Consider the following 26,414-nt stretch of genomic DNA (forward strand, 5'->3'; position numbering starts at 1 on the left):
GAAAAGGGACAGGATGATGAAACACAACTCCACGAAGCCTTCTGCAGAGAGCACAGGCGATCGCCGCACAGCCCTGGGCGCGCTCCTCGCAGTCGGAGTCGCTGCGGGCAGCTATGGCACCGCACAGGCGAAAACTGCGCCAGCCCCCGTCGACACGCGCGTGGATCAATTGATGTCGCGTTGGCAAATCGAGGAAGTGCTGTTCGCATATGCGCGGGGCAACGATCGCAACGATCCCGATATGGTCCGCAACTGTTTCTGGCCTGAATCGACGCACAAGCATGGCCGCTTCGAAGGCCTCAGTTATGACTTCGTCGGCTATGCCGCCAAGATCATCGCCACGCTGAAGCACGCCGCCCATTTCATCACCAACGTGTCGATACAGGTCGATGGCGATCGTGCGTTCAGCGAATGCTATTATCTCGCGCATCACCGGCGTGACGCGAAGGATGGCTCGGGTGAAGAAGACGCGTTCATGGAAGGCCGCTATCTCGACCTTTTCGAACGGCGCGACGGAGTGTGGAAAATCATCCGCCGGCGCGGGCTTTCGGATCTTACCGCGGCTCCGATTCCTGCGCCCAGTCCCTATGCTGACTGGCCTGCCGGCATGCACAGCGGCCGCGACAAGGATGACGATTACTACAAGATGCTGGAAGCGTTCCGCGCGGGCAAATAAGGGCCCGCCGCAAGCGAAATGCCAGCGGTTGCCGTGCGTGCCACGGCAACCATTCCGGTTCCCCTGTTCACGACATGCAGAGTCCGCCCGTCAGGACCACCCCAGGCCATGTTCGTCGGCATGGAAATGGTATCTCCCGCCGGATCGTGAGCGATATGCACGAGGCGCCGATCCGGTGTGATCGCCACCAGCCGGTTGGCAAAGGGCAACGTGACCCAGAGATTGCCTGAACGATCGAATGCCAGCCCATCGCAATATCCTAGCTCGGCGCGCTCATCAGCCGGCATCGCGCGAATGGCGTCAATCATGTGGTCAGGCACCACAGCACCCAGTGCGGGGCCATAGTCTTCGGGATCGGTCAGCCGACCATCCGCAGTTCGTTTCCACCTGCGCACCCGGCCTTCGGCGGTCAGTGCGCAATAAAGATGGGCTTCATCGGCATCCAGGCACAGGCCGTTGGCGCCGCGCAGCCCATCGGCCACGACCTCCACAGTCGCGTCCTGATAACGGTAGATGAAACCATTGCCGACACTGCGCCCGATATTCTGGGCCGGTCCCCAACTCGAATGGCTGCAATAGATAGCACCCCCGCGCGCAACGACCGGGAAATTGGATGCGACCAATTGCCTTGCCCCGATCTGATCGACCAGCACATGCGTCTGTCCGCTGGACAGGTCCATTCGCTGTAACGGCCCGGCCTCATGGTGCAGGAGCCCCATGCCAGCAATAATCAGCCCCCCTTGCCGATCCAGTGCGATACCGGCCGGCGATTGCGCAGAGCCCACTGCTGCCAGTCCGCCTTCTTTAGTCCAGCGCGCAATTCCGTTATGCTGCGACAGATAGACATTGCCGGTGCGGTCAATGGCAATGCCTTCGGCCTTGTCCAACCCCTCTATCGCAATGGTGAAATCAGCGATCAGCAGGGGATCGGGATCATTTGCGATCAGCCCATCCTCCTTCCCAACCCATCGCCTTGCGGCACATGCTGCAGTCGATGACAGGGCCAGCCCGGCTATCGCTTTCAGAAACAGTCGCCGACTGGACGGGAGCATCACGGATCAAACCGGCGCAAAACCGGCAATCACATGATCGCCCACGGGGACTGGCCTGAAACGCAAGCGCATCCCGCACGCGGGCTCCACCCCGTCATCATCCACCAATACCCCCGGAACGCGGCACCCCGGTGCATCGTCGCTTTCGAACAGAACCACTGTAAACGGTACTTCCGTCGCATGATCCCCCGGCAGGAGACATCGAACCACCGTAGTGAAGGTGTAGCACGTACCCTGCGCCGAAACCGGGCGCCATTCGAGAACCGTGTCCGGTTTGCCGGGAACGACCTCCGGCGGATACCATACCCACTCGCCTGTATCCGGATCGGCGGTCAGTCGCAGTTCCCCCATGGCAAGGCCATCATAGAACCCTTGCAGTTGCGGGTCGTCGAGGTGGATCGGATAATTGGGAATGCCCATTGTACGCCTCCTCAATCGCGCGCGAGAATGGTGGTGGAATGACTGTTCCCGCCAAGGCCCGCCACAGCGCACAGCCGCGCATCGGGCACTTGCCGTTCACCCTGGCCGCCGCGTAGTTGCCTCACACCCTCGATCAGCAGATTGATTCCCGGGACATAACCGCCCGACATATGGCCGCCACTGGTGTTCACCGGCATTCTGCCGCCCGGCAGCGCGTGGCCAGCGGCATAAAACTTCGCCCCTTCCCCGCGTCCACACAGACCGAGCATCTCCGTCTGCACGATGGCGGAAATGGAAAAGCCGTCGTACACTTGCGCCAGATCGAGATCCGCCGGGACGACACCGGCCATCGTATAGGCCTTCTTTGCGGAGGCTTCGCCCGGATATTCGTATGTGCAGGGATTCTGGGTGAACAACACCCCATGCGGGAAGTTGTTCGTTCCAACCCCGACACCTTGCACCTGCACCACGGGATGCGGCAGATCCTTCGCCCGCTCCACCGCGCTGACGATGTAGGCACAGGCCGCGTCAGTCGTCAGGCAGCAATCGACCGCCCGCAATGGCGTAGAAATCATCCGGCTCTGGCGATATTCCTCGATCCCCATCGGTTCCCGCCGCTGGGCCCAGGGCGTGATTTCCGCCCATTTGCGATAGGTGATCGGCACGCTGGCCAATTCCTCTTCGCTCAACCCGTGATCATAGGCATACCGGTTGGCCATCGACGCGAAGTACGTTGGCTGTCCGAAGAACCCGACCGGCATTTCCAGCGCCGCCTTCAGCGGTTCTTTCGCATGGAAACCATATACCCCGCCGGGCTTGGTCGACTGGATACCATAAGGAATGATTACATGCCGGGCCAGGCCAGCCTCTATTGCCAGTTGCGCGAGGATCAGCGCCTGTCCCGCTGGCGCCGTGCCTCCTGCCACGTCAGTGACAGCGGTAAAGGCGCGATCGGTCATGCCGATCAGGGGGCCGAGATCGTCCGATCCCGGCGTCATGCGATTACCGATATAGCCGTCAATGTCGGAGGGTTTCAGTCCCGCATCGGCAATCGCAGCGAGGCACGCGCGAACCATCATCTGCATCAACGGCTCTTCCGAGCGGCGCAGAAACGGTGTTTCGCCCACCCCTGTTATCGCAACCATTCCACCTTTCATCACGCCTCTCCGAAGCTCTTGCCTTCGGCCGCCAGCCGTTCGATCAGCGGCGAAGGCGTGAACGCATCACCGTGCGCCTGTTCCAATGTCTTCAGCTTTTGCAGGACCTGGGGCACACCCTGAAGATCGGCCCAGAACATCGGCCCGCCCCGGTATTTCGGAAAACCATATCCGGTGACCCATACGATATCGATGTCCGAAGCCCTGGCTGCGATCCCTTCTTCAAGGATCTTCGCCCCTTCATTGACCATGGCATAGAGGATGCGGTCGAGTATCTCCTGCTCACCGATTTCGCGCCGGGCGATCCCTTGCTTCGCCGCGAAATCCTCGATCACTTTCAGCGCAACCGGGGACGGCGTGTGGCGACGCTTTTCATCATAATCGTAATAGCCCCCGCCGGTTTTCTGGCCGTGGCGCCCCATTTCGTTCAGTATTTCACGTACGTTTGCAGACGATGTCGTTTCGCGGTTCCATCCGACATCGAGACCGACCAGATCACGCATCTGGAAATGGCCCATCGGGAACCCGAAGTCATAAAGCGCCTTGTCCACCTGTTCAGGCGTGGCCCCTTCCAGCACAAGCTGGTCGGACTGCGCATTGCGCGCCGCAAGGATGCGGTTGCCGACGAAGCCGAAACCGTTACCCACCGTCACCCCGATCTTGCCGATGGTCTTTGCAAGCTTGCCCGCCGTTGCGACAATCGGCTTCGCAGTATCTTTTGTGCGGACAATCTCCAGCAGCTTCATGACATTGGCTGGCGAGAAGAAATGCAGCCCGATGACGCTTTCCGGGCATGCGGTTGCGGCGGCGATGTCGTCAATATCCAGATAGGAGGTATTGGTCGCGAGTATCGCACCGGGCTTCGCAACCGCGTCGAGCTTTGCGAACACTTCGCGCTTCACATCGAGGTTTTCAAATACGGCTTCGATCACGAGGTCGGCGTCTGCGACGTCCGCCATGGTCAGCGACGGTTGGAGCAACGCCATTCGCCGCTCTACATCCTCCAGCTTCATCTTGCCCTTGGATGCGGTAGTTTCGTAATTTTTCCGAATGACCTTGAGGCCCCGTTCCAGCGCCTCCTGCGTCGTCTCCACCAGCACTACCGGAATACCGGCATTGGCGAAATTCATCGCAATACCGCCGCCCATGGTCCCGGCGCCGATCACCGCGACCTTTTCGATCGGCAGAATATCAACATCCTTGCCGATATCGGGCACCTTCGCAGCCGTACGTTCCGCGAAAAACACGTGACGAAGCGCGGCCGACTGGCTGTCGGCCATCAATTCGTTGAACAGGGCCCGTTCCTGCACCATGCCTTCATCGAATGGCAGGCTCAGCGTATTCTCGACCGAGCGGATAATGTTTTCCGGTGCCTTGAAACCTCGGAACTTGCGCGCGTTAGCCTTGCGGAAATCCGCGAAGACAGAGGAGTTCGCTCTCGCTTCATCAAGCTTTTCGCTGCGATCCCGGACTTTCACCAGTGGCTTGCCTTCGGCAGCGATGCGTTGCGCGAACGCGACCGCGTCCTTGCGCAAGGCCCCTTCGTCCGCCAGTTCATCCAGAAGACCTGTGGCCAATCCTTCCTTGGCATTGATCTGGCGGCCACTCGTCATGAGTTCGAGCGCTTTTTCAACACCGACAACACGCGGCAATCGCTGTGTCCCACCAGCACCCGGCAGAAGGCCCAGATTGACTTCAGGCAGGCCAAGCCGGGCAGAAGGCACGGCCATGCGGTAATGGCACACCAGCGCGGTTTCGAGCCCCCCGCCCAGCGCCGTACCGTGAATTGCCGCCACGACCGGCTTCGATGCCGCTTCGATCATTGCCTGCATGTCACGCAGGCTGGGTTCGATCACCGGTTTGCCGAATTCGCTGATGTCAGCTCCGGCGAAGAAGGTACGTCCCTCGCATATCAGGACGATCGCCTTCACCGCTTCGTTGGCGAGCGCCTGTTCGAGAGCAGAAGCGACGCCCTGTCGCACCGGAGCCGAAAAGGCGTTCACCGGCGGCGAATTCACGGTGATGACTCCGATCCCACCTTCGATTTCAAGCTTGGTTACGTCATTGACCTGCATCGGACATTCCATTTTGCGGTTTTTCAGCACGCGCGGATTCGCGTGCGCGTTGGAGAAGGTATTCGCGGATCTCTGCTGTCTCTGCCGGGGAAAGATCGTCGAATTTCGGCATTGCGCGGCTGAGCAGCAGGCCTTCGCGCACAACCTGGGCGAAAATCGCCCCGTCATGCGGGATCATCGAACGGCGTAAATCAGGCGCCGCTCCGCCGGACACCGCATTGCCGCCATGGCACAGCGCGCACTTCTGCCCGAAAAGCACAGCTCCTGCCTTTGCCTTGTCCGCATCAATCGTGATTGCAGGGTCGTCGGCAAAGGGCAGCACCTCGGTATCGGCGGGGGGCAGCGCTGCATCGCCATCCAATGCGAAGGTCAGCAGCCGCCAATGCTGGGTCCGGTAATCCCACTCACGCTCGAGGCCGAGCCCGGTCGGAAAACGCGCGCCGACAATCACGCTGACATATTGTTTCCCATCGATCCGATAAGTGATCGGGTTGGTCATCACTGCGGTTTGGGCATCGAACGACCACAGTTCCTTGCCGGTCCGCGCATCCAGCGCCTTGAACTCGCCTGTTGCCCGGCCCTGGAACAGCAACCCGCCCGCCGTCGACAGAGTGCCGCCGCCGCCACGGATCGTGGGATAGGGCACACGCCACGCCTCTTTCTGCGTCGCCGGATTCCAGGCCAGCAGAAAACTGCTCGGCGTTTTTGGGGTCAGATCCGGCGGAGGTGTGCCAATGCCGTTGTTACGGATGATCGGTTCGGGATTGTAATGGAAGTCATCCAGGTTGGGCGGATCGACATAGACCCGGCCCTGATCCATCGCCGGGATGTAAACCAGACCGGTCCGGGGGTTGATCGACATCGCCTCGACATTGTGTGCGCCGTAGGGGGAGGGATAGACAATGGCCGCCTTGCCATCGGGAAAGCGTGCCTGCGGATTTTCAACGGGCCGACCAGTCTTCTGGTCGATCCGCTCGGCCCAGTTGACCGGTACGATCGGTTCCGCTGAAATCAGCTTCCCGTCCCGGCGATCGAGCACATAGAAAAAGCCATTTTTCGGCGCGTGCAGGATAACGGGCCGCATCTCGCCATCGATTTTCATCGTGGCAAGCTCGATGTCCATCGCCGAATTGTAGTCCCAGGTTTCACCGGGATTGGTCTGATAGTGCCAGATATATTCGCCTGTGTCGGGATTGAGCGCGACAATCGAACAGACGAACAGGTTGTCGCCGCCGCCGGGGCTGCGAATCTTGCGGTTCCACGGCGACCCGTTCCCGGTGCCGATATAGAGCCGGTCGAGTTCGGGATCGTAGGCCATGGCATTCCATACGGTCGCCCCGCCGCCGTACTGCCACCATTCACCCGTCCACGTCTTCGCGGCCATTTCCATGGCCTTGCTTTCAAACCCGTCCTCCGGATTACCGGGCACGGTGTAGAATCGCCATGCCTGCTTCCCGGTCTTCTGGTCGTAGGCCGTGACATAGCCGCGCGTCGGCGCGAAATCCGCGCCGCCATGGCCGATAACGACCTTGTCCTTGAACACCCAGGGCGCCCCGGTGATGTAGCGCTTATCGTCAGCTTCGGTGGTCTGCGCGGTCCACGCGACGTTACCGGTCGCAGCGTCGAGCGCGATCAGGCGGCCATCCAGCGTTCCGACGAAAATCTGCCCATTGGCATAGGCAAGCCCGCGACTGCCCCAGGCAGTTTTCATCTTGTCGCCCGCGACCGCCGCAACGTCGGGATCGTATTGCCATTTCATCTCGCCGGTCACAGCATCGACGGCATGCACGACACTAAGCCCAGCTGCGAAGTATATCGTCCCGCCGACTTCGATAGGGTTTGTGAAACTGTTGCCCGGCGTTTCGATGTCAGTGAAGGAAACGAGGCCCAGCTTTGCGATATTGCCGGTGTCGATCTGGTCGAGCGGGCTGTAATGCGCCGTCCCTGGCCCGTCATAATCCGGCCAGTCATCACCCGAAGCTTCCGTCGCGTCCACACCGGGAAAGACATCTATGGAATTCGATGGCTCACCAGAACAGGCCGCCATCGCCATGGCGGCCGCGCATACGAAAAAGATGCGGATCAAGGACATGGTCAACCTCCGATCGTCCGGTCTGACGGCCAGTATTTCTGGCGAAGCGCCTTCTTGTTGACCTTGCCCATCACCGTCCGGCCGATGTCATCGACAAAGTCATAGGAACGGGGGCACTTGAGGCCGGCAAGTTCGACCCGGCAGAATGCATCCAGCTCTTCAGCTGAAGGCGGGCTCGCCGGATCGGCAGGAATCACCAGCGCTTTGGCCTCTTCCCCCATTTCCGCATTGGGAACGCCCAGAACAGCGACATCCGCAACCTCGGGGTGACGCAGCAGGACATGCTCTGCTTCAGCCGGGTAAATGTTCACGCCGCCACTGACGATCATGTCCGAAGCACGATCCGTGATGAACAGATAGCCTTCGCGATCGACGTAGCCGATCTCGCCAAGAGTGAAGGTGCCGGGTTCAATGTGTGCCGCAGCCGTCTTGTCCGGATCGCCTTCGTAGATGATCCCGCGCCCCGTAGTGTCGCGGAAATAGACTTGGCCCTCTTCCTCCGGGCCAAGAGGTTTTCCATCATCGCCGACAATTACGATTTCGAACGGCGGTAATGCCCGGCCGACCGAGCCGGGACGTTCCAGCCATTCCGGGGAGGTAATGAAGGTGGTGGATCCCGCTTCGGTGCCACCATAGGCTTCGACCAGCACGGGACCGAACCACTCGATCATCGATCGCTTCACATCGCGCGGACAGGCAGCACCCGTATGGGCAAGGCGCTGCATGGACGAGATATCGTACTTCGCCCGAATTTCGGCAGGCAAAGACAGCATCCGCTGGAAATGCGTCGGTACCATCACCGCACCGGCAATGCGATAACGCTCGATCTTGGCCAGCGTATCTTCCGCATCGAAATGCTCGCTGACGATCACTGCCGATCCGGCGAAGAGGTTGCGGGCCGTACCCAGCGGGCCAGTGTGATAAAGCGGCCCCACGATCAGGCCAGGAGAGGGTGTGCGCCGCTCCTTCAAAACCGCGGCCAGTTCCTGCACGGTGTTCACGCGCGGAAAGTACTGTGGCGGGGTTTCAGTCGCTTTCGGCGTCCCGGTCGTACCGGACGTATAATGCAAATGCGGCATTGGCTGCGCCTCTGCGGGAGGAGCCACATCAGGGGCGGCGGCCAGCCATTCCTCCCAATCGGCAACACCTTCGGTGGTTGGGCACCGCCAGCCGATCACCGTGCCGATCCCCGCTTCACGCGCGGCTTCCAGACCAACGGACAGCGTTTTCGGTCCGACGAACAGCACAGATGCACGGGAATCGCGCAGGATATAGGCCAGTTCACCGGCAGTAAGATGATAGCTGACCGGAACAGTCGAGACGGCGCCTTCCAGACCAGCCGTGTAGACGATCACCGCCTCGGCGCAGTTGGACGAAAACACGGCCGCCCGCCGTTCTCCATCCACAGCCATGGACAGGGCATTCGCTGCCCGGTTCAGGATCGGATCGAGTTCGCTCCAGGTGAGAGCGATACGCTCATCCACCAGAGCCGGTTCGGCCCTGCGTTCTTCCTCGACATTTTCTAGCGTAAGCGACACAGCGCTTCTCTCCCGTTGCCGTCCGTCAGCGGACGGGCATTTCCTTCATCTGGGCGATTTTCAGTTTGCCGAGCTGCGACATGTGGGCTTCATCCGGCCCGTCAGCCATGCGCAGGTAACGCGCGTTCAGCCACGCGTCGGCAATCGGCGTGTCGCCTGTGAAACCCATGGCGCCAAAAGCCTGCATCGCACGGTCGGCGACCCGCTGAGACATGGCCGGCGCCACGATCTTGATCGCGGCGATCATGTCCTTGGCCACCTTGTTGCCATAACGGTCCATGGCATCTGCCGCTTTCAGGGTTAGCAGCCGCGCCTGCTCAATTTCGCAGAAGCTCTTCGCAATATCCTGACGGATGCTCGACTGGGCAGAGAGCGGTTTGCCGAATGCCACCCGCTCGTCCACGCGGCGCGCCATATATTCGAGCGCCCTTTGCGCCTGCCCGATCAGGCGCATGCAGTGATGGATACGACCCGGCCCAAGCCGCCCTTGAGCGATCTCGAAACCCCGGCCTTCACCGAGCAGGAGATTTTCAGCCGGGACGCGGACATTGTCGAACACGATTTCGCAGTGACCGCCAGGGGAATGGACCGAATGGAATACCGGCAACGGGCGCACGATTTCGATTCCCGGTGCATCTGCCGGGATCAGAATCTGGCTGTGTTGCTGATGGCGCGGCTTGCTGTCGTCCTGTGTGCGACCCAACAGGATGAAAAGTTTGCACCGCGGGTCCTTCGCACCAGAGATCCACCACTTGCGCCCATTGATGACATATTCGTCGCCGTCGCGTTCGATCGTCGTCGCAATGTTGGTGGCGTCCGAGGAAGCCACGCCGGGCTCGGTCATGACATAGGCTGACCGGATATCTCCATTGAGCAGCGGGCGCAGCCAACGCTCCTGCTGTTCTTCGCTGGCATAGCGAGCCAGAATCTCCATGTTCCCCGTATCCGGGGCGGAACAGTTGAAATATTCAGACGCGCCAATCACTCTGCCCATCAATTCGGCCAGCGGCGCATATTCGAGATTGCTCAACCCCGGCGACCACGGTGCATATTCATGCGGCAAGAAGAGATTCCACAACCCCTGCTCCCGGGCCTTCGCCTTGATCTCCTCCGTCCCCGGCCAGACCTGCCAAAGATTGGCCGGGTCATTATGGAAATGGTCCCGTTCCTGCTCGATGGGATAAACATGGTCATCCATGAAAGCGTTGATCCGTTCGCGCAGATCCTCGACTTTCTCGCTGTATTGGAAATCCATGACGCCGGTCCTTTCAACTGGTCAGAGGGTCAGCCCGCCATCGACAACGATGGTCTGGCCGCAAACGTAGGAAGCGAGAGGGGAAGCGAGGAAAAGGGCAACGCCCGCCATTTCCTCGACCGTCCCGAAACGACCCATCGGAATCTTCGTCAACGCACGGTCACGCCGATCCGGGTGTTCCATCGTGACTTTGGTCATCTTGGTATCGACAAGACTTGGAGCGATCCCGTTGACGCGAATGTTTCGTGGCGCCCAGGCCTGCCCCAGCGTCCTGACCAGATGGATGACCCCGGCTTTCGACGCAGCATAGGCCGGGTTGCCCATGACCGAGCGCAGCCCCCCGATCGAACTGACGGCAATCACGCTGCCGCCGCCGTCCGCCTCAAGCATGTCGCCAAAGCGTTGCGAGATATGCATCACACTGTCGAGATTGATGCGCATGACCTCATCCCACCCCTCGGGCTGGAATTCGGCCCGCCGGTAGCGCACCGCCCCCTGGGAATGGACCAGGATGTCAAGGCCGTCAAAAGGTGCAGGCGCAGCAGCAATCGCGGCGGTATTGCCGACATCCACTTGCGTATAGCCAAGGCCGGCCAGGTCCGACCCTTCATCTTCAGCATAATCGGATGCGTCAGACCGGGTTCCCCACACGTGAACCCGCGCGCCCTGTGCATGGAAGGCACGCGCGATCCCGTTGCCAATCCCGCTGGAGCCACCGACCACGAGCACCCTGCGCCCAGAAAAATCCAGTGCATTCATTTCAGCCAAGCCCCCCCGCCCCACGTTCGAACGGCATTCCATCTGCAATCCAGCGCGATGCCCTCCCGATCAGCCATTTCGCCCGGGCATGCAGCTTGTCACCGATCTCGGGCGACGCCTTGCCCGCACAGGCTCGCGCAAATGTTCCTTCAAGAAGGATAGCCAGTTTGTAGCAGCCGAACACGGCATACCATCCTGCATCGAAATCGGCATGATCGGCACATTCGCGATAATGCCGCACCAGTTCCGATTGCGTGGGGAATCCATCCCAGGGCCGGATGTTCATCACCGGCTCTTCCCCATCCTCGGGCCAGGTGGCCAGAATCCAGCCGAGATCAACCAGCGGATCTCCGACAGTGGCCAGCTCCCAATCGACGATCGCCGCGACTTCCCCCGAATCCGGGCAAAACATCACGTTCGCAAGATGGTAGTCGCCATGGAGTATTCCCGGCTTGAAGCTGGCCGGGCGGTTACGCTCCAGCCAATCGGCAACTTCGGCCAGACCGCCGAGCGCCTGAGCACCCGGCCAACCCGCAAGCTGCGCGTAACCCGCAAGCTGCTTTTTCCAGCGGCCGACCTGGCGTTCCAGGAAAGCCTCCGGCTTGCCGAAGCCTTCCAGCCCGACGGCGCGATAGTCTACCTTTGCCAGCGCAACGAGCGCCTCGATCATCGACAGGCCCATACGGTGACGGATCGCGGCCGATCCGGCGTGCAAGTCCGGCAGTCCGGCAGCCGGATTGAAACCTTCGACCGGCTCCATCAGGTAGAATACCGCCCCCAGCACAGTCTCGTCATCGCAGGCGGCGATCAAGGCCGGATGCGGCACCCCGGTTCCGGCAAGAGCGGAGAGGGCACGCGCTTCCCGACGCATCGTTTCATTGCTTTCGGGGCGAGGATGAGCGGGAGGATGCCTCAGAACATAATCGCGACCGGAACGACGAAAGCGAATCAGGATGTTTTGAGAGCCCCCTGCCAGAAGCTGGACATCCTGCACCGGGCCGGAGCCCAGATCACAGGTATCCATCCACGCCGCAAGCGCATGAAAATCAATTTGTTCTATGGCTCCGGACATCCTCATCCCATTAGACGCACGATTAATTCGTTTGGATAATTCGCTTGACGAATGCCTGATCCGATGTGATTCAGCAAGTGAAAATTGGAATCACATTGAATGCAGCACCGCATGGCGAGTGCATCCAATGGAACAATGCCGCCAGAGCAGGATGGGCAGGGATGATCACGACAGGCTGGAAATCGGAACAGGACTTCGCGGCGCTGCTCGCCATGCCTCTGCACCGCCTGATGGAACAGGCCGCAGCCGCCCGCGACACAGCGCACGGGGCACTGCAGAGCTGGTCCTCCAAAGTGTTCATTCCGCTGACGCAACTGTGCCGAAACTACTGCCACTACTGCACGTTCAGCCAACCGCCGCAGCGGGGGGAGAACCCCTACCTGAGCCGCGAACAAGTGATCGAGATCGCGCGGGCAGGGGCAAAAGCAGGGTGCAACGAAGCCCTGTTTACATTGGGCGACAAACCCGAGCTGCGGTTTCCTGCGGCAAGGACTGCGCTCGATGCGCTCGGTCATTCCTCCACTTTGTCATACCTTGCCGAGATGTGCGCAGCCGTGCGGGACGAGACCGGCCTGCTGCCCCATGTCAACGCAGGCGTGATGGGCCGCGAGGACATGGCCGCGCTTCGCGAAGTTTCCGCATCGCAGGGGCTGATGCTGGAGGCCGTTTCCGACCGGCTTTGCCAGAAAGGCGGGCCCCATTATCGCTCGCCGGACAAGATGCCCGCTGCTCGTCTGGAAACGATACGTATTGCAGGGGAGCTGTCCGTCCCCTTCAGCACCGGCATTCTGATCGGCATTGGAGAGACCCGCGCGGAAAGGCTCGATGCACTTCAGGCCATTGCGGATCTGCATGCCCGATATGGCCATGTGCAGGAAGTCATTGTCCAGAACTTCAGGGCCAAGCCTCGCACCGCCATGGCGGATATGCCCGAACCTTCGCGTGATGAACTGTTGTGGACTATTGCTTGTGCGCGCCTGATCCTCGGCCCGGGAATGAACATTCAGGCCCCGCCCAATCTTCAGGATGACGATTTCGGCGAACTGATCGGCGCCGGGATAAACGACTGGGGCGGCGTGTCGCCTGTTACGCCCGATCATGTCAATCCGGAACGCCCCTGGCCCAATGTGAAGCGGCTGGCCGATGCAACGGCCCGGCACGGGCGGACGCTGGTGCAACGCCTGCCGATCTATCCGCGTTTCCTGCATGATGCGGAACACTGGCTTTCCCCTGCAATGCACGCGTCGGTACGTGCTTCTGCGGATGCTCAGGGAATGGCCCGATCCGACCGCTGGTCGCCGGGACTGGCTCTGCCTGACGAACGACGTGCCGCCTCTTCCGCAGCAGGGGTCCACGATCCCGCAGTGGCGCGTATCGTAGACAAGGCCTGTGCCGGAGAACTGCTGGACCAGGCCGAAATCACCGCGCTGTTCCAGGCACGAGGCCCTGACGAGGAACTCGTCGCGAACATGGCTGACCAGTTGCGCCGCACCGTCAACGGCGACACGATCACCTACGTCGTCAATCGTAACATCAACTATACCAATATCTGCAATTACCGCTGCGGCTTCTGCGCCTTTTCCAAGGGTAGCACCGACGAAGCCTTGCGCGGGCGCCCATACGATCTCGATCACGACGAAGTGGGCCGACGCGTAAGGGAGGCGTGGGACCGTGGGGCGACGGAAGTCTGCCTGCAGGGCGGCATCCATCCGCGTTATACCGGTGAAACCTATCTTGCCCTGGCCCGGACAGTAAAATCCGCCGTGCCGGACATCCATCTCCATGCCTTTTCTCCACTGGAGATCATGCATGGGGCTGCCACGCTCAATCTCCCGCTCGAAGATTATCTCGTCCGTCTGAAAGAAGCAGGGCTCGGGACCCTGCCCGGCACGGCGGCAGAGATTCTGGACGATGAAGTGCGCGCGCTTCTCTGCCCGGACAAGCTGAACACGGCCGAATGGCTGGAAGTTGTCCGTACCGCGCACAGCGTCGGGCTGAAGACGACGGCCACGATCATGTTCGGCCATCTCGACCGACCGCATCACTGGGCGCGGCACCTGATCGCCGTTCGTGACCTGCAACGGGAAACGGGCGGCTTCACGGAATTCGTCCCGCTTCCATTCGTGCATATGGAGGCTCCGATCTCTCTGCGCGGGCAGACCCGTCTCGGCCCGACCTTGCGCGAAGTGCGGTTGATGCACGCTGTCGCGCGACTGGTGCTGCACCCCCACATCACATCGATCCAGACGAGCTGGGTGAAGCTAGGCCCGCAGGGCGCGGCGCTCTGTCTGCAATCGGGTACCAACGACATTGGCGGAACCCTGATGAACGAGAGCATCTCACGCGCGGCCGGAACGACCCACGGGCAGGAAATGCCGCCTGAAGCCATGGATCAATTGATCGCATCGCTAGGCCGTACCCCGCGCCAGCGCACCACACTCTATGGCCCGGTGGACGAAGTGCTTCGCCACAAGGGCTACGCCTGTGCGCCACTGGCGCCGCTCAACCAGACTCGACCGCGCCGCAAGGCCTGAATGCCCCCGGAAGGAACCACATGACTTCGCAAAGTGACAGGAAAACGATCGCCGTACTGGGCGGTACCGGGAAGGAAGGCGGCGGGCTGGCCTTCCGCTGGGCGGCCAAGGGGCGCCCCGTCATTATCGGCAGCAGGGACGTCACCAAGGCACAGGAAGCCGCAGACGCACTGAATGCACAACTCGATAGCGGGAATCTTCGCGGGGCAACCAATCGCGAGGCGGCGATGGCAGCCGACATCGTCTGCCTCGCCGTGCCCTATGCGGCACAACAACCGACCGTTGGCGATGTCGCAGATGCGCTGAAAGGCAAGATTCTGATCGACGTGACCGTACCGCTCGTGCCGCCAAAAGTGAGCCGCGTGCAGTTACCGGAAGGTGGCTCCGCAGTCGAAGCCGTACAAAAAATTCTCGGCGACGAGGTCCGGGTGGTGTCCGCGTTCCAGAACATATCGGCCCATCACCTGATGCACCTCGACGAAGACGTCGATTGCGAGGTTCTGGTCTGCGCAGACGATCCTGCCGCCGCGGATGAGGTCGTGGCACTGGCGGAGGAAATCGGCCTGACCGCGTGGAATGCCGGGCCACTCTGCAATTCCGTTGTCGCAGAAGGCCTGACCAGCGTGCTGATCGCGCTCAACCGGCGATACAAGGTCCCCGGCAGCGGCATCCGCATTACCGGCGTCCAGCAGAAGGAGGCATAGTCATGAGTGAAGCCTATATCGTTGCCGCCAATCGCACTGCCGGAGGCAAACGGGACGGACGCCTGGCCGGAGTCCATCCTGTCGATCTTGCCGCCCACGTGCTGAAAGACGTGATCGTCCGGACTGGTGCCGATCCGGAATCAATCGACGATGTCATCATGGGCTGTGCATGCCCTGGCGGACAGCAGGGGGCGAACATCGCCCGTTACGCTGCTCTCGTCGCAGGTCTTCCCGACACCGTCCCTGGCACGACAGTCGATCGGCAATGCGGATCTTCCCAGCAAGCGCTTCATTTCGCTGCCGCCACTGTCATGAGCGGCATTCAGGACATCGTGATTGCCGCAGGCATCGAAAGCATGACCCGCGTTCCGATGGGCCTTCCCTGGACGCTGGCCGCCAAGCATGGCTTCGGCACCTGGCGCAGTCCGGGCTTCGATGCACGCTACGGCGATGGGGTCATCACCCAGTTTGCCGGTGCCGAGATGATGGCCCGGAAATATGGCTTCTCGCGGCGGGAACTGGACGAGTACGCGCTGCTCAGCCACCAACGCGCCGCCGCTGCGACGCAGACAGGCGCATTCGAAGCCGAAATCGTACCGATCACGGTTACGACACCGGACGGCGAGGAAGTCGTTCACAAGCATGACGAAGGCATTCGCCCCGACGCCAGCCTGGAAAAGATGGGCACGATGAAGACGCTGTCGGAAGGCGGAGTCATTACCGCAGCCAATGCCAGCCAGATCTGCGATGGTGCGGCCGCTCTGATGGTCGTCAACGAAGCTGGTCTCAAGCGCTTGAACGTCAAGCCGATGGCCCGCATCCGCCACATGTCGGTGCTGGGAGGCGATCCGGTCATCATGCTCGAGGCCCCCCTGCCCGCGACACAGAGAGCGCTCGACAAGTCGGGTATCTCAATCGGTGAAATCGATCTTTACGAAGTCAACGAAGCCTTCGCGCCAGTGCCGCTCGCCTGGGCAAAAGTGGTGGGGGCCGATCCCGAGCGCATGAACGTCAATGGCGGCGGTATTGCGCTGGGCCATCCGCTCGGCGCGTCGGGCGCAAAACTGATGACCACTCTGATCCATGCGCTGCGTGCCCGTGGCATGCGCTATGGCCTGCAAACCATGTGCGAGGCCGGCGGCATGGCCAACGTCACCATTGTCGAACGGCTCTGACGCCATGCGTGAGACTCTGCGTTTGCGCTCCCTGCTGTTCGTACCGGGTGACCGGCCCGATCGAATGGAGAAAGCGCTGAAACTCGGTGCCGATGCGCTGATCCTCGATCTCGAAGATGCCGTTGCCCCGGCGGCCAAGGACGAAGCGAGAGCAGCCGTCGCGGCGCAACTGGCGCAAGCGCGCGATCATGGCGCTACGTTGATCGTGCGCGTCAACCCGGTGGATAGTTCATTCATTGCAGATGATCTTGCCGCGATCCTTCCTGCCTCCCCCGACGCGATCATGCTGCCGAAAGCGGAAGGCAAAGACTCGATCGAAACATTGCAGGATCTGGCTGGCCAATCGCTGCCCCCGCTCCTGCCGCTGACTTGCGAGACTCCTGGCAGCGTGTTCGAGCTGGGCTCGTTCCGTGATCATGCCACTACCCTGTGCGGCCTGACCTGGGGTGCAGAAGATCTGGCGTCCGGCATCGGTGCGGAATCCAACCGCGACAGCGCCGGTGCGCTGACGCCACCTTTCGCACATGCCCGCACGATGACGCTGTTCGCAGCGAAAGCCTGTGGCGTCCCGGCAATCGAAACCGTTCATCCCGATATTCGCGATGAAGCCGGGCTGGTGCGCCGCGCCGCGCGCGCGGCACAAGACGGATTCACCGGCATGATGGCCATTCATCCATCACAAGTGCCCATCATCAATCGGGCATTTACACCAGATGCCAACGCAATCGCTCGCGCGCAGGCAATCGTCGATGCATTCGCCAACGATCCGGGCATGGGCGTGCTGACAATCAACGGCAAGATGGTTGATGCCGCTCACCTCAAACAGGCCCAGGCGCTGCTGTTGCGAAGAGACTGACGAAAGGCGGGAGTAAATGGCAGGGAGTTTTCGTAGGATGAGCCGCTTGGCCCTGTTGATCACAGGAAGCCTGTCCACCATCGCCGGGCCCGGCATCACGGTCGCCCAGCCGGACGGCTACACCGCCAAGCGCGAGATCATCAACGGCCATGATCCCGCCAGTTCGCCCCCGCCTTCATTTCCTGAACCGACGCACGCACCCGCAGGAGCCCCCAATGTCCTGGTCATCATGACGGATGATGTGGGCTTCGCATCTTCGAGCACTTTCGGCGGTCCGATCCCCACACCGACGTTCGACGCATTGGCTAGTCAGGGGCTGCGCTACAACCGGTTCCATACAACTGCAATTTGCTCGCCCACCCGCGCAGCGCTGCTGACAGGACGCAATCCGCAGGCTGTCGGCATGGGGTATACCGCCAATTGGCCGACCGGTTACGAAGGGTATAACAGCATCATACCCAAGAGTGCGGCGACCCTGCCGCAAATCCTTGCCACCCATGGATATGCGACGGCCATGATCGGCAAGGGGCATATCACACCGGAATGGGAAATGGGGCCCAACGGGCCATTCGATCGCTGGCCCACCGGTCTCGGCTTTCATTATTTCTATGGGTTTCTGGGCGCGGACACGAGCGCATTCGAGCCAGCGCTGATCGAAAACACGCGCCCCATCGCACTGCCTGCCGATCCGGCATATCATCTGGATCGCGATCTTGCCGATCATGCCATCGCCTGGATTTCCGAGGAACGGGCCAGCGAACCCGAGAAACCTTTCTTCATGTACTATGCGCCGGGCACTGCCCATGCGCCCAATCATGCGCCCAAAGAGTGGCTGGACCGCTTTCGCGGGAAGTTCGACGCAGGCTGGGATGTCATGCGGGAGGAAACGGTCCGACGACAGCTCGCCATGGGGATCATCCCTTCAGGCACCCGTGATGCCCCAAGACCGGAGAACCTGCCGCTATGGAGCAGCTTGTCTCCTGAAAAACGCAGGCTCTATGCACGGTTCATGGAGGCATATGCCGCGTCGCTCGCCTACGCTGATTACCAGATCGGTAGAGTGCTCGACGAACTAAGCCAGAGCGGCCAACTGGAAAACACTGTCGTCATCTACATTCAGGGCGACAATGGGGCCAGCGCGGAAGGCCGTTTCGACGGCAAGCTGTTCGAACAATCCGCACTTTACGGGCTTGCGGAAGACCCCGACTACGTGGCCGAGCACGCTGACGAAATCGGGACGCGGCTTGCCTACAACCTGAACCCGGGCGGTTGGGGCTGGGCGATGAATGCACCATTCCCCTGGGCCAAGCGCTACGGTTCCCACCTTGGCGGCATCCGGAATGGAATGGTGCTGTCATGGCCGGGGCATGTCCCTGATCCGGGCGGGATGCGTAGCCAGTTTCTCCATGTCAGCGACATCATGCCCACTGTGCTCGATATCGCGGGCATCAAGGCACCGGATACATTTGCAGGGGTGCCCCAACAGCCCGTCACCGGCATAAGTGCCGCCGCAACCATCGCCCATTCGGACTTGCCCTCACCGCGTACCGGGCAGATCTTCGCAATGAGTGAGAATCTGGGCATCTACCACGATGGCTGGTTTGCGGCGACGACGCCCATTGCCTCGCCATGGGAACGCAGCGCCCCCAAGCCAACCCCAGTCGATGACCGGAAGTGGGAACTCTATGATCTCGACAGGGATTTTTCCCAGTCGAAGGATCTGGCCGCCCTTCATCCGAAAAGGCTCGCGGCCCTGAAACGGCTTTTCTGGCAGGAAGCGCAGGCTGAAAACATACTGCCCATACATGCCAGCGCCGGCGGACAGGGGGGGATGCCCTCCCCCAACAAGACACGCGCGATCTTGAGCTACGATCGCGGACAGACGCAACTGGCCGAAGCCGTCGCACCCGATGTGATCGGTCATTCGTTCGACATTGAGGCGGACGTAGCACTGGCCGAAGCGGAAAACGGCGTGCTGGTAGCCCAGGGCGGACGCTTTGGCGGTTATGCACTGTTTCTCGACAACGGGCGGCCCGTGTTCACGTATAATCTGACACCCGCGCAGGTAACCCGCGTGGCCGCACCCATGCCCATAGCTGCCGGTCGCCACAAGATCGGCCTGCGTCTCGAACTGGATCACGAAAAGCCCGGAAGTGCGGCGACAGCCATTCTGGAAGCAGATGGGGTCGAACTGGCACGCGGACGGGTTCCGCGAACCTTCCCGCTAGTGATTTCGCACAGCGAAAACTTCGATGTCGGGCAGGATCTCGTCAGTCCGGTCGATCCGTCATACGAGAGCGCCGACAGCCGCTTCGGCGGAACCTTGTTTCGCCTGACCTTCACTATCAAGCGCTAAGCAGAAGCCAGTTCCGTACGCGCCATGCCATGCGCGCGCGCCACGGAGAAACGCGTCCGCCAAGCCAGCGGATCGTGCAGCATCCGTATGTTCCCACTCAAAGAAAAAGGGCGGATTTCCATTTGGAAATCCGCCCCGAGGGGGCAGGCGCGTCACACTCGCCCGCCCTGCTCCACGCGCACTTAGAATTCGAAGCGAACGCCCGCCGTGAACGAACGGCCAATCACATCGTAAACCGAGATATTGGTCGGCAGGTTCACGCCCGGCACCGTGCCCGGCACCAACGGTGCGTCCTTGTCGAACAGGTTGTTGATGGTGCCGAAGAGCTCGACCGTGCCGCTCTTGACCGGCAAGGTGTAGCGCAACGACAAGTCGGTGTACCAGACAGCCGGAACCTTCGCGTCGACGAAGTTTTCGGTCTGACCCGGACGGCCACGCCGCATGCTGTGAATGTACTGTTCCGACACTGTAATGCCGAACGGTCCATTGCTGTAATCGACCATCAACGAACCACGCCAGCGTGGATAGCCGACCGGGTTCGAACCGACGAAGCTGACACCTTCGAAGTGCAGCACAGGCTGATCCGCCGTGAGCTGGGTGGTGAACTTGTCGAGATAGTTCATGTACAGGCGGAAAGTGAGAGCGCCGGTATCGCCAACCATCGTGCGATAGGTCGCGTCGATGTCGATACCCGCCGTCTTCAGCGAAGAAATGTTCGCTTCCGCGATGCGGACGAGAGTCGGGAACTCGGTGGGCGACGGACGGCTGATGAGCGAGCAGGTCGGCGCGCTCGGTCCGAAGGTATAGCAGTTGTCGACGATCTGCTGCGCACTCAGCGAGTCAATCGCCTTGTCCAGCTTGATCGAATAATAGTCCACCGCAAGGCTGAAGCCCCGGAAGAAGCTGGGAGTGACAACTGCACCCAGTGAGAAGGTCTTCGCAACTTCCGGATCCAGGTTACGGTTACCACCGCTGACCGTCGGAATATTGAAATTGATCTTGGTCACCGGGTCCAGCACGATGCCGATGCCGCTCGTGTCTCCGCGATAGAGTTCGTAGAGGTTGGGCGCACGGATGTCGCGTGAATAGAGGCCACGGAAAAGAAGATCATCGATCGGCTTCCAGGTCGCACCTACCTTCCAGGTAGTGACGCCGCCGGAGGACGAATAATCGGTATAACGGACGGCACCATTGACGCTCAGTTCCTGGAAACCAGGCGTATCGGCAAGGATCGGAACGGCGACTTCACCGAACACTTCCTTGACGGTTTCACTGCCGTCGGCAACGCCGACATTCATCAGCCAGTAGTACAGAACACTGCTGGGAACACCACGCAGGCCGGCGAAATATGCGTCCCGCTCTTCAGTCGTATCCAGCGTGGCCGGATCGGCGTTGCTGGTGAGCAGGAGGCTTTGCTTGCGCCATTCCGCGCCGACTACGACATCGACCGGACCTGCGGGCAGGCTGAACGGACTGCCGCTGATCGTACCGACAATCGAGTCATGCTTCAGCTTTGCGCGATACCGCGATGTTCCCGTGACATAGTCATAAGCTTCCGGTGAACTGATCGCCGGTGCCCCGGCAAGGACGTTAAGCGGCAGACAGCCCGAAAAGGCGGACGCGTAAACGGGATCCAGCAGCACGCGGCAAGTTGGATCACCACTGTCGGGATCAGTTACGACATCAACTGCGGCATAAAGCTTGCGCTGGTCATAAAGACCGGACTGCGCGACCTTATGCGTCGATTCACCGTGGGTGTAGCTCAGGCTGGCTTTGAAATCGCCAAACGTCGCATCGAACCCGACCGTCCCCATCCAGAAATCGGTCCGCTCTTTTGCTCGCGGCGCGGGATTGCCCGGAGAATACTGGCCGAAGCTGACATAGTCATCCGCGGTAGTCAAAAGCGAGTCAATGCTGGCGGGAAGGTAGGGATTGCCCTTGTACAGGTTGACCGGCGTCACGAGGGAATTGCCCAGAGCATCGTAGCTCAGATCCGTCCGGCTATAGATTCCCTGAACATAAGCATTCACATTGTCGGTCAGGTCATAGCTCAACCGGCCAAAGCCCTGCCATGTCTTGTAAGGTGCAACCGCAGCGGTATCCGCAGGGATCGTATAACCGTCGCCACCAATGCCGAAGCCGGGCGTTCCGGTCGGAGTGCCGTTGTCAAACGGCCTGAACGTGCCATCGCCATTATAGGCGTAACCGGTGTAGGGAAAACCCGGGACACTGGAGCCCTTCAGAATGCCGATGTCGTTGTTACCTCCAATCCGAACATCCGACTGGGCGACGAACGGATTGAGGCTGCCACCCGGGGAGCAAGCCGTCGGATCGCTGGTAGTGTTTACGCAGTTGGCATTGGAACCAACGTAAGTGTAGCTCTGACGCCCAATCTTGCGATCGCTGCGCAGCATACCATCGTTGTTGGAGTATTCGACGCTGGCTAGGAAGTGACCGCGGTCGTCGGCGAAGGGCGTACCGTATGCCAGGCCAAAGCGCTGGTTTTCGTTATCGCCCCGCTGGGAAATACCGGCTTGCGCCTGCCCCTTGATCCCGGTGAATTCCTTGTCGAGTACGAAGTTCACTACACCGGCAACAGCATCGGAGCCCCATGCGGCGGATGCACCGCCAGTAACCACATCCACCCGGTTGACCAGCAGGTTCGGAATGACGTTCGTGTCAATCGTACCAATGTAAGTCGTCGGCGGAACGCGAAGACCATCGAACAGAACCAGGGTACGCAACGGCCCCTTTGGATTGGCTGTGGGAGTCCCCAGACCACGCAGGTTGAGGATGTTTCCGTGAATCGGAATTGACGAGAAGTTGTTGGCGGATTTGCCGGGGCTCAGCGAATTCTGGAACTGCGGGAGCTTGTTGAGAGCGTCGGGAATGCTGGATGGCGTAGTCTTCGCCAGATCTTCGGTCGAGGCCACAGTAACCGGCGTAGGCGCCGTATAGCCATCGCGCACGATGCGCGTACCCGTTACGATAATTTCCTTTTGGCTATCCGCCGCAGCATCGCCGTCGTTTGCATCCTGTGCAGCAGCCTGACCGGTATAGGTCAAGGCACTGCTCGCCAATAGAATTGCAACTGCCTTCAATCGCATGACACCCTCCCTGTGCATCCACCCCATTGCGCGCACTAACGCACGCATTCGTAATAGATGGCATATTCTAACCTCTAGTGCAACTTTGGTAGTCCGACAAATTTTGCCAGTCAATGCAAATTTGAGACGCTACGGAAAATTTCATGCGACCTGCCCAGAAGGGTGATATATATAAATTTAATCAACTACTTATTGTGAAATTTTGTATACTCACCTTGGTCGAGACTGGCTATGAAAGCCATCTCCACCCCCCGGGAATAACCCTTGTGTTGCACAGAAACATCGAATCGTGTGCTGATATCCAAGCGCAAGGGGGCCCCAAGCCTCTCACTCGGGGCGCATTTGCATTCTATCCTGACAAGGGGCCTCTGGCCGTGCCCGCCGCGTGAAAACGGAATGCAGCTACCACACGATGTCGAGACCTTTACTGGTCACTTACAGATGCAAAGCATGCATACTCTGAGATCGATGCACGGCAAAAATATGGAAAATTAATCAGGGCGGCTAAGCCGTTGAACAAACGGCCTGCAATGTTTCATGGGATCAACACGGCGATCTCGGCTGCCGTTATGGCAGTTGGGCCTCTGGCAACCGACCACCGCCGCATACTTTTCGAACCAAGGGACCGGAGAGTAGTATTGGTCAATCGCAATGACGAGCTGAGCCCCGCGCCGCTCCACGTTACTTCGGAAGATCTGAATGCCAGGGTCATACCAGCTCTACTTCGATCAAGAGTGACAACGTCACTTTTGGGGCAGAGCAGCCACAACAAGCTTGCGCGACTTTCAATCCCGATTTCTCAGGCAGGTCCGGTTGAATGGGATCCTCTGGCAAGGCTTGGGTGAGAACACCGTTATGAAGCCAACACGATCACGGGAACGGTCTATTTCCATTCCCATCCGGTCAATGGCAGCTTGCGATATCCGGAGACGTAGCCTTCCTGCTCGACAAACTACCGATGATTGCCACAGCCGCAGGCTCAGCAACGAGCGTACTATTCCGATCGGAATCCTATGTCCGTGAGCTGATCGTATTCCCGAACGAGAGAGGCCCGGAAGAATGCCGGGCCGGATAGAAAATCCGGCCCGGCCAACGATCAGAATTCGAGGTTCACCTCGAGGCCATAGAGGCGGCCGTTGATGAACTGACCGGTCTGTACGATCGCAGTCGGACCGAACAGCATCACGTCATCCTTGTCGAAGAGGTTCTGTCCCCAAAGCGACACGCCCACTTTGGCTCCTGCAAGGGGCATCTGGACCAGACCGAGGCGTCCATCGACGATCCAGTGCCCCTTGGCCACTGCCAGGGCATCGACTTCCGGTGTATCCGCAGGAAATGTGCCGAGCGGCACTGTCGAGCGATAGCGGCTGTCCAACCGGATCATGAAGTGACCGCCAGAGGAGAATTCCGGGAAATCATATTGCCCGGAGAACCGCATGTTCCATTTTGGCGTGTAAATCGGGCGCGCGATGTCCGCGACATCGACAACACTTCCGCCAACCGTGGACAGGTATTCCTTGTACTTGAAGTTCTGATAGCCGAAATTCGCCTCCAGATTGAGGCCATTGACCGGAACCGCAGTGAATTCCGCCTCAAGACCCCAAATACGCGCCTTACCCGCATTTTCAAAGCGCTGGACGCCATCCTGGAAAGTCTGAATCTGGAGATCCTTGTAGTCCATGTAGTAGCCGGACAAATTGGCCCGCAAGCGACGATCCAGCAGTTCCGATTTCAGGCCCACTTCATAGGAAGTGACCTTTTCCGGACCATAGGGGATCGCGCCGAGAATACCGCCAGCGACATATCCGGTCGAAACCTTGGCATAGGTCGTGATATCCGAACTCGGCCGGTAGGTCAGGATAGCGCTGTAAGTGAACTCGTTATACTTCTTCTTGTAAGTTCCCGGCGGCAAAGTGCCACCACTACCGACGCCCGGCGCGCCACTGCGGATAAGCTCCGTTTCGCGCTTGTCATGCGTATAACGTCCACCCAGCGAGAAATCGAGCTGATCGCTGATGTGCAAGGTTCCCTGCGCATAGCCCGCCAAGGAGCTGTTCCTCACGATCGTCTCGTTCACACCATTCCCGAAGACACTGTCAAACGCGGGAATCGGCACGACAGTGCCATTAATGGTCGGCTGCATGACGCCGAGGATATTGAGCGCCGGCGAGCGTTCATGGAAATAGAAGCCGCCGAAAGTCAAATCGAACGCGTCGCTCGAGTACACACCCTGCAGTTCCTGAGTGAACTGCTTCTGGGACGTGCTGCGCGCCGTCAGGAGCGTGTAGAAGCGGTCATTGGGGCCAGCCGCATTGGCAGGATCCGTGACGCCAGCGATATCGCCTTGAAGCAGGGCGCCAAATTGCGCGGCAGAGAAACGAAGGCCACCGGTACCCGAAAGGTCGTAGCTGTTCGGCTTCTGCTTGAATTTGCGATAGCCGGTAATGCTCTTCACAGTGAATGCGTCGCTGGCCTGCCAGGTCAGCGTGAGATTATGCCCTTCCACTGTCAAAGGCTGGACAGAGGTCGAGTTGGCAACTTGCGACAGCGGCTTTTCGCCGAAGTTGGTAATCCCACCCGTCAACTGCTGAAACGCGAATACAGCCTTGGTCAACTGCGCCAGATCGCCCGTATGGCCAAGCACCTGCACCGGGCTGCCGACAGTCTTGCTGTCCGTGTAGTCAAAACGGTAATCGACCGTGAGATTACCGCCGAAATCGAGTCTGGCGGCTGCCTGAAACGCATCCACGTTGCGGGCGCCAAGACGATCCGCGTAGGTGATCTTGCCGAATGTCGGCTCACGAAGGCTGAGGTCGACCTGCTGCCCTCCGGCCAGATTCTTCATCCAGCCATGGGATTCGTCATGAAGATACGAAAACTTGACGGAAAGTGGGCCCATCTGCGGCAAGTTGACAGTGGTACGGAACCGCAATGAATCCTGATTGCCATAGGAAGCCATGGCCTTGACGCCGAATTCACCCGTGGGCGTGGCCGTAATCAGACTGATTGCACCACCGGTCGCGTTGCGGCCAAACAGTGTTCCCTGTGGCCCGCGCAGCACTTCCACACGCTCGATATCGGCAAGATCGAAAATCGCGCCCACTGAACGGCCGATGTAAACGCCATCGAGATAGATGCCGACCTTCGGATCAACCGCATTGTCCGATGTACCCGACGTGATACCGCGAATACTGATTGTCGGAATCGATTGAATACCCTGAGTGGTAATCGCAAGGTTTGGCGCCAACCCGGACAGGTTCTGCACGTCAGTGACGCGCAGGTTGTCCAGCGTCTCGCTGTTCAATGCGGTGACCGCGACCGGCACATCCTGCAGGCTTTCTTCTTTACGCTGGGCTGTGACGACGATTTCACCCAACCCTCCGCTGCGGACGCTCTGTTCCGCCGGCGCTTGCGCAAACGCCGCACCGGGAAATGCAGCCCCAGCCGCGATAGCAATGGCCGCAGTTTGCATCAGGAATTTTTTCTTAGACATCCCCCACCCTCTCTCAAAAATTATATATGACTTTGAGGTTCAGTTCTTCACACATAGTCAGGCCAAATTTAGGGGCGCTTGCGCCCCCTGTCC

General features: G+C 60.0%; 17 protein-coding genes. 6 read left to right on the plus strand and 11 right to left on the minus strand.

Annotated features, from left to right (window positions below):
• The first annotated feature begins 13 nt into the window (after positions 1–13).
• The gene (locus MB02_RS10055; RefSeq protein WP_235829483.1) at positions 14–676 is read left to right on the plus strand and encodes a nuclear transport factor 2 family protein; all 663 of its coding nucleotides are present in this window, start codon (positions 14–16) and stop codon (positions 674–676) included.
• Here the strand turns inward: MB02_RS10055 and MB02_RS10060 are convergent.
• Genes MB02_RS10060 through MB02_RS10100 form a run of 9 tightly spaced genes read right to left on the minus strand, consistent with a single transcriptional unit; the run spans position 640 to position 12,096 of the window.
• On the minus strand, positions 640–1,728 hold the full coding sequence (locus MB02_RS10060; RefSeq protein ID WP_067536559.1) for an SMP-30/gluconolactonase/LRE family protein: 1,089 nt from the start codon (positions 1,726–1,728) through the stop codon (positions 640–642). The two genes, MB02_RS10055 and MB02_RS10060, sit on opposite strands and share 37 nt — an antisense overlap.
• Positions 1,729–1,734: 6 nt before the next feature.
• Complete coding sequence (locus MB02_RS10065; protein ID WP_067536562.1) at positions 1,735–2,148, minus strand: Zn-ribbon domain-containing OB-fold protein; 414 nt, start codon at positions 2,146–2,148, stop codon at positions 1,735–1,737.
• A gap of 11 nt (positions 2,149–2,159) precedes the next feature.
• Positions 2,160–3,305, minus strand: coding sequence for a thiolase family protein (locus MB02_RS10070; protein WP_067536565.1), 1,146 nt, complete (start codon positions 3,303–3,305; stop codon positions 2,160–2,162).
• Entirely contained in the window at positions 3,305–5,380 is a 2,076-nt protein-coding gene (locus MB02_RS10075; protein WP_067536568.1) for a 3-hydroxyacyl-CoA dehydrogenase NAD-binding domain-containing protein, read from the minus strand. The genes MB02_RS10070 and MB02_RS10075 overlap by 1 nt, the downstream gene beginning before the upstream one ends.
• Positions 5,367–7,472: a PQQ-dependent dehydrogenase, methanol/ethanol family gene (locus tag MB02_RS10080; protein ID WP_235829484.1), complete on the minus strand. Its 2,106-nt coding sequence runs from the start codon at positions 7,470–7,472 to the stop codon at positions 5,367–5,369. The genes MB02_RS10075 and MB02_RS10080 overlap by 14 nt, the downstream gene beginning before the upstream one ends.
• 2 nt (positions 7,473–7,474) lie before the next feature.
• Entirely contained in the window at positions 7,475–9,010 is a 1,536-nt protein-coding gene (locus MB02_RS10085; protein WP_067536572.1) for an AMP-binding protein, read from the minus strand.
• A gap of 25 nt (positions 9,011–9,035) precedes the next feature.
• Entirely contained in the window at positions 9,036–10,265 is a 1,230-nt protein-coding gene (locus MB02_RS10090) for an acyl-CoA dehydrogenase family protein (protein WP_067536575.1), read from the minus strand.
• Between the two features lie 21 nt (positions 10,266–10,286).
• On the minus strand, positions 10,287–11,024 hold the full coding sequence (locus MB02_RS10095; protein ID WP_067536578.1) for an SDR family NAD(P)-dependent oxidoreductase: 738 nt from the start codon (positions 11,022–11,024) through the stop codon (positions 10,287–10,289).
• Position 11,025: 1 nt separating this feature from the next.
• On the minus strand, positions 11,026–12,096 hold the full coding sequence (locus tag MB02_RS10100; RefSeq protein ID WP_067536581.1) for a phosphotransferase family protein: 1,071 nt from the start codon (positions 12,094–12,096) through the stop codon (positions 11,026–11,028).
• Between the two features lie 161 nt (positions 12,097–12,257).
• Between MB02_RS10100 and cofH the strand changes: the two genes are divergently transcribed.
• The 5 genes from cofH to MB02_RS10125 are packed head-to-tail and all read left to right on the plus strand — an operon-like array spanning position 12,258 to position 19,721.
• Positions 12,258–14,630, plus strand: coding sequence for a 5-amino-6-(D-ribitylamino)uracil--L-tyrosine 4-hydroxyphenyl transferase CofH (cofH, locus tag MB02_RS10105; protein WP_067537291.1), 2,373 nt, complete (start codon positions 12,258–12,260; stop codon positions 14,628–14,630).
• 20 nt (positions 14,631–14,650) lie between these two features.
• A complete protein-coding gene (npdG, locus tag MB02_RS10110; protein WP_067536585.1) occupies positions 14,651–15,334 on the plus strand; it encodes an NADPH-dependent F420 reductase in 684 nt (227 codons plus the stop codon).
• Positions 15,335–15,336: 2 nt separating this feature from the next.
• A complete protein-coding gene (locus tag MB02_RS10115; RefSeq protein ID WP_067536588.1) occupies positions 15,337–16,509 on the plus strand; it encodes an acetyl-CoA C-acetyltransferase in 1,173 nt (390 codons plus the stop codon).
• Positions 16,510–16,525: 16 nt separating this feature from the next.
• Positions 16,526–17,365 (plus strand): HpcH/HpaI aldolase/citrate lyase family protein, encoded by an 840-nt coding sequence (locus tag MB02_RS10120; RefSeq protein WP_067537294.1) that lies wholly within the window; start codon positions 16,526–16,528, stop codon positions 17,363–17,365.
• A gap of 37 nt (positions 17,366–17,402) precedes the next feature.
• Positions 17,403–19,721 carry an arylsulfatase gene (locus tag MB02_RS10125; RefSeq protein ID WP_067536592.1) on the plus strand — a complete coding sequence of 773 codons (2,319 nt, stop codon included), beginning with the start codon at positions 17,403–17,405 and terminating at the stop codon, positions 19,719–19,721.
• A 182-nt stretch (positions 19,722–19,903) separates the two neighbouring features.
• On the opposite strand, the gene MB02_RS10130 is transcribed toward MB02_RS10125, so the two are convergent.
• Both MB02_RS10130 and MB02_RS10140 read right to left on the minus strand, forming a co-directional pair.
• Positions 19,904–22,828, minus strand: coding sequence for a TonB-dependent receptor domain-containing protein (locus tag MB02_RS10130; RefSeq protein ID WP_067537296.1), 2,925 nt, complete (start codon positions 22,826–22,828; stop codon positions 19,904–19,906).
• Positions 22,829–23,924: 1,096 nt separating this feature from the next.
• Complete coding sequence (locus MB02_RS10140; RefSeq protein ID WP_156495476.1) at positions 23,925–26,321, minus strand: TonB-dependent receptor; 2,397 nt, start codon at positions 26,319–26,321, stop codon at positions 23,925–23,927.
• Positions 26,322–26,414 lie beyond the last annotated feature (93 nt).

This window comes from Croceicoccus estronivorus, assembly GCF_001625325.1.
GTDB classification, from domain to species: Bacteria; Pseudomonadota; Alphaproteobacteria; order Sphingomonadales; family Sphingomonadaceae; genus Caenibius; species Caenibius estronivorus.

What these genes read in the sequence shown, in the direction of transcription:
- MB02_RS10140 (WP_156495476.1), bottom strand. Translation starts at nt 26,321, where the DNA reads ATGTCTAAGAAAAAATTCCTGATGCAAACTGCGGCCATTGCTATCGCG.
- npdG (WP_067536585.1), top strand. Translation starts at nt 14,651, where the DNA reads ATGACTTCGCAAAGTGACAGGAAAACGATCGCCGTACTGGGCGGTACC.
- MB02_RS10130 (WP_067537296.1), bottom strand. Translation starts at nt 22,828, where the DNA reads ATGCGATTGAAGGCAGTTGCAATTCTATTGGCGAGCAGTGCCTTGACC.
- MB02_RS10060 (WP_067536559.1), bottom strand. Translation starts at nt 1,728, where the DNA reads ATGCTCCCGTCCAGTCGGCGACTGTTTCTGAAAGCGATAGCCGGGCTG.
- MB02_RS10100 (WP_067536581.1), bottom strand. Translation starts at nt 12,096, where the DNA reads ATGTCCGGAGCCATAGAACAAATTGATTTTCATGCGCTTGCGGCGTGG.
- MB02_RS10075 (WP_067536568.1), bottom strand. Translation starts at nt 5,380, where the DNA reads ATGCAGGTCAATGACGTAACCAAGCTTGAAATCGAAGGTGGGATCGGA.
- MB02_RS10055 (WP_235829483.1), top strand. Translation starts at nt 14, where the DNA reads ATGATGAAACACAACTCCACGAAGCCTTCTGCAGAGAGCACAGGCGAT.
- MB02_RS10090 (WP_067536575.1), bottom strand. Translation starts at nt 10,265, where the DNA reads ATGGATTTCCAATACAGCGAGAAAGTCGAGGATCTGCGCGAACGGATC.
- MB02_RS10115 (WP_067536588.1), top strand. Translation starts at nt 15,337, where the DNA reads ATGAGTGAAGCCTATATCGTTGCCGCCAATCGCACTGCCGGAGGCAAA.
- MB02_RS10080 (WP_235829484.1), bottom strand. Translation starts at nt 7,472, where the DNA reads ATGTCCTTGATCCGCATCTTTTTCGTATGCGCGGCCGCCATGGCGATG.
- MB02_RS10125 (WP_067536592.1), top strand. Translation starts at nt 17,403, where the DNA reads ATGAGCCGCTTGGCCCTGTTGATCACAGGAAGCCTGTCCACCATCGCC.
- cofH (WP_067537291.1), top strand. Translation starts at nt 12,258, where the DNA reads ATGATCACGACAGGCTGGAAATCGGAACAGGACTTCGCGGCGCTGCTC.
- MB02_RS10065 (WP_067536562.1), bottom strand. Translation starts at nt 2,148, where the DNA reads ATGGGCATTCCCAATTATCCGATCCACCTCGACGACCCGCAACTGCAA.
- MB02_RS10070 (WP_067536565.1), bottom strand. Translation starts at nt 3,305, where the DNA reads ATGAAAGGTGGAATGGTTGCGATAACAGGGGTGGGCGAAACACCGTTT.
- MB02_RS10095 (WP_067536578.1), bottom strand. Translation starts at nt 11,024, where the DNA reads ATGAATGCACTGGATTTTTCTGGGCGCAGGGTGCTCGTGGTCGGTGGC.